8 protein-coding genes are annotated in these 12,767 nt (G+C 73.0%); 6 read left to right on the top strand and 2 right to left on the bottom strand.

All coding sequences use genetic code 11. The annotated features are described in order from the left end of the window. Positions 1-20 precede the first annotated feature (20 nt). The 3 genes from ACFYL6_RS15345 to ACFYL6_RS15335 all read left to right on the top strand — a co-directional run bounded on the left by ACFYL6_RS15345 (position 21) and on the right by ACFYL6_RS15335 (position 3,713). Entirely contained in the window at positions 21-1,532 is a 1,512-nt protein-coding gene (locus ACFYL6_RS15345) for a phytoene desaturase family protein (RefSeq protein ID WP_387171520.1), read from the top strand. A gap of 82 nt (positions 1,533-1,614) precedes the next feature. Further along, on the top strand, positions 1,615-2,274 hold the full coding sequence (locus tag ACFYL6_RS15340; RefSeq protein ID WP_387171518.1) for a response regulator transcription factor: 660 nt from the start codon (positions 1,615-1,617) through the stop codon (positions 2,272-2,274). 11 nt (positions 2,275-2,285) lie between these two features. Then, positions 2,286-3,713, top strand: a complete 1,428-nt coding sequence (locus ACFYL6_RS15335) for a sensor histidine kinase (protein WP_387171516.1) — start codon at positions 2,286-2,288, stop codon at positions 3,711-3,713. On the opposite strand, the gene ACFYL6_RS15330 is transcribed toward ACFYL6_RS15335, so the two are convergent. Beyond that, positions 3,710-4,648 (bottom strand): TAXI family TRAP transporter solute-binding subunit, encoded by a 939-nt coding sequence (locus ACFYL6_RS15330; RefSeq protein WP_387171515.1) that lies wholly within the window; start codon positions 4,646-4,648, stop codon positions 3,710-3,712. The two genes, ACFYL6_RS15335 and ACFYL6_RS15330, sit on opposite strands and share 4 nt — an antisense overlap. A 100-nt stretch (positions 4,649-4,748) precedes the next feature. Further along, positions 4,749-7,457, bottom strand: coding sequence for a glucosidase (locus ACFYL6_RS15325; protein ID WP_387171513.1), 2,709 nt, complete (start codon positions 7,455-7,457; stop codon positions 4,749-4,751). 42 nt (positions 7,458-7,499) lie between these two features. Here ACFYL6_RS15325 and ACFYL6_RS15320 point away from each other — a divergent pair, with 42 nt between their 5' ends. The 3 genes from ACFYL6_RS15320 (at position 7,500) to ACFYL6_RS15310 (ending at position 12,693) form a co-directional block, all read left to right on the top strand. After that, positions 7,500-9,443, top strand: a complete 1,944-nt coding sequence (locus tag ACFYL6_RS15320) for an amylo-alpha-1,6-glucosidase (protein WP_387171511.1) — start codon at positions 7,500-7,502, stop codon at positions 9,441-9,443. Between the two features lie 137 nt (positions 9,444-9,580). After that, entirely contained in the window at positions 9,581-10,918 is a 1,338-nt protein-coding gene (locus tag ACFYL6_RS15315) for a glycosyltransferase family 4 protein (RefSeq protein WP_387171509.1), read from the top strand. A gap of 83 nt (positions 10,919-11,001) precedes the next feature. Continuing rightward, the gene (locus tag ACFYL6_RS15310; protein WP_387171507.1) at positions 11,002-12,693 is read left to right on the top strand and encodes a protein kinase; all 1,692 of its coding nucleotides are present in this window, start codon (positions 11,002-11,004) and stop codon (positions 12,691-12,693) included. Positions 12,694-12,767: the final 74 nt, after the last annotated feature.

The following is a 12,767-nucleotide window of genomic DNA, read 5'->3' as shown; positions in this document are numbered from 1 at the left end:
CGAGCGACAGGAGGATCGACGTGGCACCGACGGCGGCACACCCCCACCGGGGCACCCGAACCGAGGTCGACGTGGTCGTCGTCGGCTCGGGCCCCAACGGCCTGGCCGCGGCCCTGGTGCTGGCCGGCGCTGGCCTGGACGTCGTGGTCTACGAGGCAGCCGGGACTCCGGGGGGTGGGCTGCGCACGGAACAGCTCACCCTCCCCGGGTTCTGGCACGACGTCTGCTCGGCGGTCCATCCGATGGCCGTGGCGTCACCCTTCTTCCGGGCCTTCGATCTGCCGGCACACGGCGTCGAACTGGTGCAACCCGAGGTCGCGTACGCGCACCCGCTCGACGGCGGTCGCGCCGGGCTGGCGTGGCGTGACCTGGAGCGGACGGCCGAGGGCCTGGGCCGGGACGCTGCCGCCTGGCGCTCGCTGTTCGGGCCGCTGGTTTCGCGCTGGCAGTCCCTCGTCGACCTGGCGATGTCCGACTACCGCAGCCCTCCACGCGACCTCGGCAGCGCGGTGCGGCTGGCGGCGCGCACCCTCGAACAGGGATCCCCCCTGTGGGACGTCCGGTTCCGCGGTGAGGTGGCACCGGCGCTGTTGACCGGGGTGGGCGCACACGCCATCGCCCCGCCACGGGCGCTGGCGCCAGCAGGCGCCGGGTTGCTGCTCGGCACCCTGGCCCACGCGGTGGGCTGGCCACTGCCCCGGGGCGGCAGTCAGGCCATCGCGGCGGCGCTGCTCGCCGAGCTCTCCCGTCGGGGAGCACGGGTCATCACCGACCACCGGGTCGACAGCCTGCCGGAACTACCAGCCGCCCGGGCGGTCCTGCTCGACGTGGCGCCCCGGGGCCTCCTGCGACTGGCCGGTGGCGACCTTCCCTCCGGGTACGCCCGGCAGCTACGCCGGTACCGACACGGCGGTGCCGCTTGCAAGGTCGACTTCGCGCTGTCCGGGCCGGTGCCGTGGGCCGCCGACGGTTGCGACCGGGCGGGCACCCTGCACCTGGTCGGCAGCCGCGCCGAGGCGGTACGGGCCGAACGGGCGGTCGCCGCCGGGCGGCACGCGGACCGACCGTACGTCCTGGCCGTGCAACCGGGTGTCGTCGACCCCGGCCGCGCGCCGGCCGGCCGGCACGTTCTCTGGACCTACGCCCACGTGCCGAACGGCTCCACCATGGACGTCACCGACGCGGTCGTCGCGCAGGTGGAGCGTTTCGCACCCGGCTTCCGGGACCTGATCCTCGCCCGGCACGCGGTGACTGCCGCGGGCGAGGAGACCCGCAACCCGAACTACGTCGGCGGTGACATCTCCGGTGGGGCCACCACGCTGTGGCAACTCGTCGCGCGTCCGGTGCCCCGCTGGGACCCGTACCGCACCCCGTTGCCAGGCGTGTACCTCTGCTCTGCCTCGACGCCTCCGGGGCAGGCCGTGCACGGCATGGCCGGGGTGCACGCCGCCGCCCGCGTCCTGCGACAACGCTTCGGCATCTCGGTCAACCCTCTCGACCTGGTGCGGGGCCACGTCCCGCAGCTTCGGTGAGCCCACCATGGGTGAGACGAACCGCCGGGGCATCGATGATGCTGCTCGCCTAAATGATGACCATCCCGATACTGTCAAAGCCATGCGGGTGCTTCTGGTCGAGGACGACGTGCGAGTGTCCGCCGCCCTCGCCGGCGCGCTGCGTCGGCACGGCTACTCCGTCAACTGCGCGACCACCGCAGAGGAGGCGCTGGCCGCGCCGACCGCCGACCTGGTCCTGCTCGACCTGGGGCTACCCGACCGGGACGGCCTCGAGGTGTGCCGACGGCTCCGCGAGCGTCACCCCCATCTGTCGATCATCGCGGTGACCGCGCGCGGCGAGGAGCACGAGCGCGTCGCCGGCCTCCGCACGGGCGCCGACGACTACGTGGTGAAACCGTTCTCGATGGCCGAGCTCCAGGCGCGCATCGAGGCCGTGCTGCGCCGTGCGGTCCGCGCCGCCCGCCCGCCCGGCGACGTGGTGGAGGTCGGTTCGCTGCGGCTCGACACGGCCGCCCGGCAGGTCAGCCTCAACGGCCGCGAGATCAGCCTCACCCGGATGGAGTTCGAGGTGCTGTTGACACTGGCGAACCGACCCGGCGTGGCGGTCACCCGCGAGGAGCTACTGCTGGCGGTCTGGCAGACCACCTTCGGCGGAGGCCGCACTCTGGAGGTGCACATCGCGGCACTACGCGCCAAGCTGGGCGACCCCGACGTGGTCCGCACCGTGCGGGGCGTCGGCTACCGCCTGCAGCCCCGGTAGGACCCGGCACCGTGCGCCGACGGTTGGTCCTTGGCTACGCCTCACTCCTGGCGGCGGTGCTGCTCGCCCTTGCCGTGCCGCTGGCGATCACCGACGTCGGGCATGACAGTCACCGGGTCACCGCTGACCGGTTGGCCGACGCGATCTCCCTCGCCGCTGTCGCCGAACCGGCGCTGCGCACCGGCGAGAGCGAAGCGCTCCGAACAGCGCTCGTCCGGTACGAGGACCTGTACGGGATCCACGCCCTCGTCGTCGACGCCGACGGTCGTACCGTCGCCCAGTCCCGCGTCCTCGCGGACACCGGCGACGACGCCGGCCGGGCAGCCGAAGAGGCCACCGGGGTAGACATCGGGCCGGTGCTACGCCGTGCACTTGCCGGTGCACAGGAGGGCTCCGACACCCGGATCTGGCCGTGGGGACCGCACTGGCTGGTGATCGCCATTCCGGTTTCCAGCGGTGGCCAGGCCGTCGGTGCGGTGGTGACGCTGTCCCCCACCGATCGGCAACGCTCGGAGTCGGTCCGCAGTTGGCTGCTGCTGTCCGCCGCCGGCACGGTCCCCATGGCGGCGTGCCTCCTCGCCGCGACCCTGCTCGCCCGCTGGACCCTGCGACCGGTCCGCGAGTTGGACCGCGCCGCCCAGGAGCTGGCCGCCGGCAAGTACACGACCCGGGCGCTGGCCGACGTGGGTCCGCCCGAGCTGCGCCAGCTGGTGGTGGTGTTCAACGACATGGCCGACACGGTCACCGAGGCACTCGCCCGACAACGGGCGTTCGTCGCCCAGGCCAGCCACCAGCTGCGCAACCCGCTCACCGCGTTGCTGCTGCGGATGGAGTCGCTGGGCGTGGAGCCGCTGACCGAGGAGGGGCGCACCGAGCATCGACTCGCCGTGGAGGAGGTCGACCGGCTGCGCCGAATGCTTGAAGGTCTGCTGGCGCTGGCCCGCGCCGAACGCGGCGGCGACGCCACCGTGACCGTCGACGCGGTCACCGTCGCCGCGGCCCGGGTACGCGCCTGGGAACCGGTGGCGACCGCCCGCGGAGGCCGGCTGCGCCTCGACGCACCGGATGGCCCGGTGCCGGTACTCAGCGTGGCGACCGGTCTGGATCAGTGCCTGGACGCGCTGATCGACAACGCGCTCAAGTTCGGCGCGCAGACCGTCACAGTGCGGGTTGTCGCCGGCGAGCGTCCGGCGGTTCATGTCCTCGACGACGGGCCGGGCCTGTCGCCCGAGCGCCTGGCGCGGGCCACCGAGCGGTTCTGGCGGGCACCGGAGTCGCAGAACGTGGCGGGGCACGGCCTGGGTCTGTCGATCGTCGCCGCGCTCACCGCCGTCGCCGGCGGGCGACTGGAACTCGACCATTCTGACGCCGGTGGCCTGGTGGCCGTACTGCACCTCGCGGTGAGCACCGCGGCGGAATCCGCGCCGGCCGGCGTCTAGGGCTTGCTCTCCTGGAAGTACGAGGCGGCCCCGGAGTGCAGTGGCAGGGGCCCGGTGTCGATCGCCTCGCGCCGATTGAAGTGCTCGGCCGCCGGATGCTCCTCGGCCAGCACGCTCCGCTGCTCCAGCAACACCTCGGTCAGCGCGTAGGCCGTTTCGGCGGGCATCGTCGGTGACACGACGAGGTAATTGGGCAGCGCGACCGTGGCAGTGGGCTCAACGCCGTAGATGGAGGTCGGGATGGACAGCTCCGCGTAGACCTCACCGAAGCGTAGGCGCAGGTCGGGAACATAGCGCCCGAGGCTGACGAGCCGCACCGGGGTCGCCTCGGCGAGCGTCGCGATGGCGGTCACGGGCAGTCCGCCGGAGAAGAAGAACGCGGACACGACACCGCTGGCGAGCGCGGCGGCCGACTCGTCGACACCCAGCCGTACGTTCACCACGTCGGCGGGAGGAAGCGCGGCGGCGGTCAGGACCCGCTCGGCGATCACCTCGGTGCCCGACCCCTGGGCGCCCAGCGACACGCGCTGCCCCCGTAGGTCGCTCACCGATCGCAGCGACCCGTCGGTGCGGACCACCAGGTGCAGGTAGTCGTCATGCAACCGGGCCAGCGCCGACACGGCCGGAAGCTGCCGCGGGTCCAGCACGTCGGCCTGGGTGAAGCCCACCTCGGCGGCGCCGGTGGCAACCAACTTCACGTTGCTCGCCGAGGCCGCGGTGACCAGGACCTCCGCTCGTAGCTCAGGATGGATCCGCCGCAGCGCGCGGACCAACCCCGTACCGAGCCGGAAATACACGCCGCCCCGCCCGCCGGTGGCGATTCGCAGCGGACCTCGCGGGTGCGGCGTGCCACCACAGCTCGCGGAACCGGCCACCAGGGCACCGGCCGCAGCCGTCAACAGACTCCGCCGACGCACCGCCGCGGACGACAGCACACCCTCACCTCATCCCCGTTTCACGGCAAGGACCCTCCGGGCACGAACCATAGTCGTACGACGATGGATCCGGCGTCCGTCGGATCGGCGGACCTTGCCGTCAACGGCGCAGGGTGAGGATCAGGTCGGCCACCAGGGCTGTCCAACCGGTCTGGTGCCAGGCGCCCAGGCCGGCCCCGTTGTCGCCGTGGAAGTACTCGGGGAAGGCGATCAGGTCGCGCCAGTCCGGGTGGGTCTGGAAGAGCTGGCACGCGCCGTAGATCGGCCGGCGACCCCAGTCGTCCTGGGTGAAGAGCGCGATCAGCCGGGCGGAGAGGTCGTCGGCGATCTCGTCCAGGGTGCGCTTCACCCCGGAGCGGGTCGGGTACTCCACCTGGAGGTCGTCGCCGAAGAACGCCGCATAATCCCGCAACGCGCTGATCAGCAGGAAGTTCGTCGGCATCCAGATCGGGCCACGCCAGTTCGAGTTGCCCCCGAACAGCCCGCTGGTCGACTCGGCCGGCTCGTAGCCGACGGAGAACTCCTGCCCACCGAGGGTGACCGAGAACGGTTTGTCCAGGTGCGCGCGGGACAGCGTCCGGAGGCCGAAGTCGGAGAGGAACTCGTCGGGGTCGAGCATCCGGGCGAGCAGGCGGACCACCTGCTCCGGGCCGACCATCGACAACAGCCGCTGCTGCCGGCCGTCGGGGCCCAGCCGGCGGGTGCCGATCACCTGCGCGTACTCCGGGCGGTTGGTGAGGAACCAGCGCAACCGGGCTCCCAGCTCCGGTAGGTGGTGCAGGGTCCGGGCGGTGAGCCGGGTGGTGGCGGCCAACGGCAGCAGCCCGACAACGGAGCGGACCTTCAACGGCACCTTCGTACCGTCGGCGAGGCGCAGCACGTCGTAGAAGAAGGCGTCCTCGTCGTCCCACAACCCCTGCTCGTACGCGGCGGCGGCGATGTAGGCGAAGTGCTCGAAGAACTTGGTGGCGGTGTCCACCCAGGTCCGGTCATGCTCGGCGAGCACGATCGCCATGTCCAGCAGGTTGAGCGCGTACATGCCCATCCAGCCGGTGCCGTCGGACTGCTCCAGCACCCCGGCGACCGGCAGCGCCGCCGAGCGGTCGAACGGCCCGACGTTGTCCAGCCCGAGGAAGCCGCCCTCGAAGACGTTGTTGCCGCCGGTGTCCTTGCGGTTGACCCACCAGGTGAAGTTGAGCAGCAGCTTGTGCATCACCCGGGCCAGGAACTCGTAGTCCCGGCCGCCGTCGATCTCGAACACCTTCAGCGCCGCCCACGCGTGCACCGGCGGGTTCACGTCACCGAACGCCCACTCGTACGCCGGGATCTGCCCGTTGGGGTGCAGGTACCACTCGCGGAGCAGCAGCAGGATCTGCTCCTTGGCGAAGCCCGGGTCGACCCGGGCGATGCTCACGCAGTGGAAGGCCAGGTCCCAGGCCGCGTACCAGGGGTACTCCCACGGGTCGGGCATGGAGATGACGTCGAAGCTGGTCATGTGCCACCAGGCGCTGTTGCGCCCGTGCCGACGCCCGGCCGGCGGCGGTGTCGAACCCGGGTCGCCTTCGAGCCAGCGTTTGACGTCGAAGTGGTAGAACTGCTTGCCCCACATCAGCCCGGCGATGGCCTGCCGGGCGACCAGCGCCTCGTCGGGTGTGGCGGCCGGCGGGATCACTCCGGCGAAGAACCGGTTCGCCTCGGCCCGCCGCGCCCACACCACGGCCTCGAAGCCGTCGCTGAGGTCGGCCGGGGGCGGCGGCGCGGCGGCCGGCGGTGACGCGGTACGGGTCAGCCGCAGCCGGATCTGGCGCTGCTCGCCGGCCGGCACGTCGAGCACGTAGTGCAGCGCGCCCTTGGTGCCCTCCCGGGCCGGGTTGACCGTGGCCGCGCCGTTGACGACGTGGTCGTTGATGCCGTCCTTCGGGTACGGCGTGCGGCCGGGCAGCCCCCAGAGCCGTTCGGCGTTGGTGTCGTTGTCGCAGAGCAGCGGCACCGGGCCGCCGTCGCCCTCCAGCAGCAGTTGGCCGAGCACCCGGTGTTCGCCGACGAGGCGGGTGCCCTGGCCGGTCAGCCGGGGGATCCGGTCGCCGCCGGGCAGGCCCCAGGACCAGGTGTTACGGAACCACAGGGTGGGCAGGACGTGCAGGGTCGCCGCCCGGTCGCCCCGGTTGGCGAGGGTCACCACCATGCAGAGGTCGGTCGGGGACGCCTTGGCGTAGTCGACGGTCACCGCCCAGTACCGGTCGTCGTCGAAGATCCCGGTGTCCACCAGCTCGTACTCGGTGTCGTCGCGGCCGCGCAACGCGTTCACCGCGACGAGTTCGTCGTACGGGAAGGCGGCCTGCGGGTAGTGGTAGCGCCAGCGCATCCAGGAGTGGGTGGGCGTGGAGTCCTCGTACCACCAGTACTCCTTGACGTCCTCGCCGTGGTTGCCGCCGTCGCCGCCGAGGCCGAACATCCGCTCCTTGAGGATCGGGTCCTTGCCGTTCCAGAGGGCCAGGGCGAAGGCGAAGGTCTGTCGTTCGTCGCAGACGCCGGCCATCCCGTCTTCATTCCACCGGTAGGCTCTGGACCGCGCGTGGTCATGCGGGAAGTAGTCCCAGGCCGTACCGTGCTCGCTGTAGTCCTCCCGTACCGTCCCCCACGCCCGTTCGGACAGATAGGGACCCCATGCACGCCAGTCCTGCTCCCCCGAGTCAGCCTGGGCGAGCCGGAGCCGCTCAGCGTCGGGTGGCGAGGCGTCGGAGGACGATCGGTCAGTGATCACGTGCACATCTTTGACGTCGCCGCGGTACTTGACCACAGCGGCCATTCTCGTCGTGGCGTGTTACACCCCGCCGCCGGTGGAGGAAAGTTGATCGACATTCACTTCGGCCCGCAGATCTGTGGCGATCTGACCAGCGCGGCCAGCCGGGAGTGGCTGGTCCCCGACGGCCTCGGCGGCTACGCGATGGGCACGGTCGGCGGGCTGCGGACCCGTCGCTACCACGGTCTGTTGGTGGTTCCCGGCGAAACGCCGGCATCCCGTCAGGTGGGACTGGTCAGTCTCGATCCGGCGGTCACCCTGCCGTCCGGCGCGCGGGTGCGCCTCGGCGCGCACGAGTGGGCCTCCGGCGACGTGGACCCGCGCGGCTTCGAGCTGTTGGAGCGCTTCGACCTCGTCGACGGGCTACCCCGCTGGCGGTGGCGGATCGGCGCGGTGGTGATCGAACGGGAGCTGGCCATGCTGCCCGGCCGCTCCTGCGTCGCCGTGGTGCACCGGTTGGTCGCCGGCGGTCCGGTCCGGCTGGAGCTGTCGGCCGCCTGCACCTGGCGGGACGCACACGGCGAACGGCGGGCCGACGGCCCGGTCCCGCAGGTCGAGGCGGTGGCCGACGGCGCGGTGGTCGAGGGCGCGTACCGGCTCGCCGGCCCGGGCTGGGCCCCCGAGGGGCAGTGGTGGCTGGGCGTGCACCACCGCGAGGAGGCCAACCGGGGGCTGCACCCGGACGAGGACCTCTGGTACGCGGGCCGCTTCTCCGGAGAGCTGGAACGCCCCGGCGACACGGTGTCGGTGCGGGCCTGGGCCGGTCGACTCGACGAGGAACCGCCGCCGGCGGAGGAGATCGTGGCGACGGCCCGACGGCGCAACCGTCAGGTGGTGGCGACGGCGAAGCCGGCCGACGACGTGGACGCCACCCTGGCGCTGGCCGCCGACGCGTTCGTGGTGCGCACCAACCAGGCGGCGGTGGACGTGGTCGCCGGCTACCCGTGGTTCGGGGCGTGGTCGCGGGACACGATGATCTCGTACGAGGGGTTGTTCCTCTGCACGGGTCGCGCCGACGAGGGTCGGGAGCTGCTGCGGGCGTACGCGGCGACGCTCTCCGAGGGGATGCTCGCCAACACGGCCGACACCGGGCGGGTGGAGTACAACACCGTCGACGGCACGCTGTGGTTCCTGCACGCGGTGAGCCGGCACGTCACCGTCACCGGTGACACCGACCTCGGCGACGAGCTGCTGCCCGCGCTCCGCGCCGTGATCGACGCGCACGCGGCCGGCACCCGGTACGGGATCCGCGTCGACCCGGCCGACGGGCTGCTCACCCAGGGCGCCGCCGGCACCGCGCTGACCTGGATGGACGCCCGGGTGTACGGGGTGCCGGTCACCCCGCGCACCGGCAAGCCGGTCGAGGTCAACGCGTTGTGGATCAACGGGCTGGCCGGGCTCGCGGAGCTGACCGAGCTGGCCGGGCAGGACGCGGACGAGCTGTGGCGACGGCACGGGCAGGCCAGCGCCTCGTTCCGGGAGCGGTTCCCGGCACCGACCGGGTGGCTGCACGACGTGCTGGACGCGCCCGCGCCGGCGTACCCGCTGGGTGGCGCCGCCCTGCACGACGACGACGCGTTGCGGCCGAACCAGTTGCTGGCCTGGTCGCTGCCGTACGCGCCGATAGAGCCGGACGAGGCCACGCTGCGGCGGGTCGCGGGCGGGCTGCTCACCCCGCTCGGGCCGCGCAGTCTCGCCCCGGACTCCACGGAGTTCGTGGGCCGGCACCGGGGCGGCCCGGCCGACCGGGACGGGGGCTACCACCAGGGCACGGTCTGGCCGTGGCTGCTCGGCCCGTACGTGGACGCCGCACGCCGTGGAAAGATGTCCGTCGATGACGTATTCGTCGGCATTGAGGCCCATTTGATGGAATATGGGTTAGGCTCGGTAAGCGAGACGGCCGATGGCCTCGCGCCGCACACCGCTACCGGGTGCCCGTTCCAGGCATGGTCGGTGGCCGAGCTGCTGCGGGTGCGGCGAAAGAGCCAGTAGCGCTTTACACGACCGCAACGGTGGTGTCGCCGCTGGTTATCGCGATCCCGGCAGGATTGGCCCCGATCCAGACGCGACGGCGACACCCATTCCGGTGTCGGTCGGCGCGCGCCCGGGGACAACTCAAAGGGGGCCGCATGTCACTCGATGCCCACGTGATCGACATCAACCCCGCCCGACAGCTGCGGGTGCTGATGCTCTCCTGGGAGTACCCGCCGGTGCTCGTCGGCGGTCTCGGCCGACACGTGCACGCCCTCTCCGTCGCCCTCGCCGCCGCCGGCCACGAGGTCACCGTCGTCACCCGCCACAGCGAAGGCGCACCCCTGGAGGAGTACGCCGACGGCGTCCGCATCCTGCGCGCCCCCGAAGACCCGGTCACCTTCCCCCTCGCCACCGGCTCCCTACTGGCCTGGACCATGGCCTTCAACCACACCCTCACCCGCACCGCCCTGCGCGCCACCCAGGCCGGCTCCTACGACGTCATCCACGCCCACGACTGGCTCGTCGCGCACACGGCCGTCACCCTGGCCGAGCACCTGGACCTCCCCCTGGTCACCACCATGCACGCCACCGAGGCCGGCCGGCACCAGGGCTGGCTGCCGGAGGAGATGAACCGCACCATCCACGGCGTCGAGCACTGGCTCAGCAGCTCCTCCATCCGGGTGATCACCTGCTCCGGCTACATGCGCGACCAGGTGACGGCGCTGTTCGACGTACCGGCCGCCCAGGTCGACGTGGTGCCCAACGGGGTCGACGACCGGGCCTGGCGGGCCCGCCCCCGAGCGGTCGCGTCGGCCCGGGCCCGGTTCGCCGGGGAAGGCCCGCTGGTCGGGTACGCCGGGCGGCTGGTCTACGAGAAGGGCGTCCAGCACCTGGTGCACGCCGTACCCCGGCTCCGCGAACGGCACCCCGGCCTGCGCGTGGTGATCGCCGGCGACGGCCCGTACCGCGCCGAGTTGGAGGCGGAGGCCCGGCGGCTGGCGCTCAGCTCGACCGTCCGGTTCACCGGGTTCCTCGACTCCACCCAACTGCCGGCCATGCTCGGCGCCACCGACGCGACAGTGGTCCCCAGCCTCTACGAACCGTTCGGCATGGTGGCGCTGGAGGCGGCGGCAGCCGGAGCGCCCCTCGCCGTGGCCCGTACCGGCGGCCTCGCCGAGATCGTCGAACCCGGCGTGACCGGGGTGACGTTCCCGCACAGCGACCCGGACGCGCTCGCCGGCGCGGTCGGCCAACTGCTCGGCGACGAGGTCTTCGCCCGGCGGTTGGCCCGCCGGGCCCGCACGATGGTCGGTGAGCGGTACGGCTGGGCCACCATCGCGGCCCGCACCGCCGCCAGCTACGCCACCGCCCGTCGCGAACACGGCCCCGTGCAGGCCCGACGCGCCGCCGCCCGGCTGGCCGGCGGGCGGACCCGGATCGCCATCCCGGAGGGGAACCTGTTCGCCGCCGCCGTCGACCACGCCGCATGCTGAGCTGAGTCGGACGATCGATAGGTGACTTCCGATCCGCTGGTTAGGGTGTAGCCCGGACAGCGGCTGAGGAGGAGCGTGCACAGGTGCTGATCGCCGGTCGGTACCGGCTGCTCGACCTGGTGGGTCGCGGGGGCATGGGTCGGGTGTGGCGCGCCCACGACGAGATGCTGCACCGCGAGGTGGCGGTCAAGGAGATCGTCCCACCGAGTTGGTTGGCCGATCGTGAACGGGAAGAGCTGCGCTCGCGCACCATGCGGGAGGCGCGCGCCGCGGCCCGACTCAACCACCCCGCCGTGGTCCGGCTCTACGACGTCGTCGCGGTCGAGGGCAGCCCATGGATCGTCATGGAGTACGTCCCGTCCCGCACCCTGCAGGACGTCGTGGACGCCGAGGGCCCCCTGGAGCCCGCCCGCGCGGCCCGGATCGGCCTGGCCGTGCTCGACGCGCTGCGGGCCGCGCACACCGCGGGGGTGCTGCACCGCGACATCAAACCGCAGAACGTGCTCGTGGCGCACGACGGGCGGGTGATGCTCACCGACTTCGGGCTGGCCACCTTCGACGGTGGCGACGGCGCGATGACCCGCCCCGGCATGGTCCTCGGCTCCCCGCAGTACGTGGCCCCGGAGCGGGCCGCCGAGGGGGCGTCCACCGTGGCCGCCGATCTGTGGTCGCTCGGGGCGACCCTGCACGCCGCCGTGGAGGGGCAGTCCCCGTACGCCCGCAGCACCGCGATGGCCACCCTGAGCGCACTGGCCGCCGGCCCTCCGGACCCCGCCCCGCACGCCGGGGCGCTCGCGCCGGTGCTCGACGGGCTGCTGCGCCGCGACCCGCGCGACCGCCTCGACCACGACACCGCCCGTCGGTTGCTCAGCACTGCCGCGACCGGCCGCGCCGACCCGCCGTCGGCGACCGACCGGCCCTCGGCCGACGGGCCGGTGCCGGGGCTGGTTGGCCAGCGCGCCACGGCGGACGACCCCGACGACCAGGACCCCACCGTTCCACTGCCCGACCCGGCCGTAGCCGTCAGCGCCTCCCCCACGCCGACCCCGGACCCGGCGGCCGCCGGGCGTACCGCACGTCGGGTGGCGGTGGTCGCCGTGGCGCTGCTGGTCGCCGTCGTGGCCGGCGTCGTGACCGCGCTGACCGTCGCCGACGACAAGCCCCGCGACACCACCGGCTGGTCCACCCCGCCACCGAACCGTCCGCCCAACGGCGGGCCGTTCGGCCCCGGCCCGCCACCCGGCCCGCCGCCGAACGGGCGGAACGTCCCCCCGCCCCCGTTCGCCTGTGTCCGCCCCGACATCGTCGGTACGCCAGTGCAGGCCGGCACGCCGAACTCGGGCGAAGAGTTCCGGCCGCCGCCCGGCTGGGTCTGGCACGCCGACACCGCCGGCTTCCGGGTCTCCGTACCGGCCACGTGGCTGACCTCCCGCGACGGCACGGTGGCGTGCTTCCAGGACCCGGCGACCGGCCGGGCCTTCAGCGTCGCCGAGGGCGGCGCCGTCGATCCCCTCGAACGGCTGCGCACCGCCCGCGACGCCGCGGCCGGGGCGGGCTCCCTACCGGGGTACGACGAGATCCGGCTCGCCGCGGACGAACGTGACGCCGAGTGGGAGCTCCGCTGGCAGACACCGCACGGCACGTGGCTGCACGCCCGCCAACAGGTCCTCGGGGCCGATCGCTGGACGCTGGGTTGGATCACCCGGGACGAGGACTGGGCCGGGGCCGCCGCCGACTGGGAACGGGCGCGAAGGAGTTTCCGAACACCCCGCTGACCTGCACCGTATGGCCATGATCCGAGCCACCGTCCGGCGTGGATCGAGGCCGCTCAGTGGATGAGAAAGCCGGC

The sequence above is a fragment of the Micromonospora sp. NPDC007208 genome, assembly GCF_042869175.1.
Classification (GTDB): domain Bacteria; phylum Actinomycetota; class Actinomycetes; order Mycobacteriales; family Micromonosporaceae; genus Micromonospora; species Micromonospora foliorum.
The sequence above is the reverse complement of the archived record's forward strand: the minus strand, read 5'-3'. Positions and strand labels throughout refer to the sequence as shown.

Coding starts and splice junctions, on each gene's coding strand:
- ACFYL6_RS15340 (WP_387171518.1), top strand. CDS start 1,615: ATGCGGGTGCTTCTGGTCGAGGACGACGTGCGAGTGTCCGCCGCCCTC.
- ACFYL6_RS15325 (WP_387171513.1), bottom strand. CDS start 7,457: ATGGCCGCTGTGGTCAAGTACCGCGGCGACGTCAAAGATGTGCACGTG.
- ACFYL6_RS15315 (WP_387171509.1), top strand. CDS start 9,581: ATGTCACTCGATGCCCACGTGATCGACATCAACCCCGCCCGACAGCTG.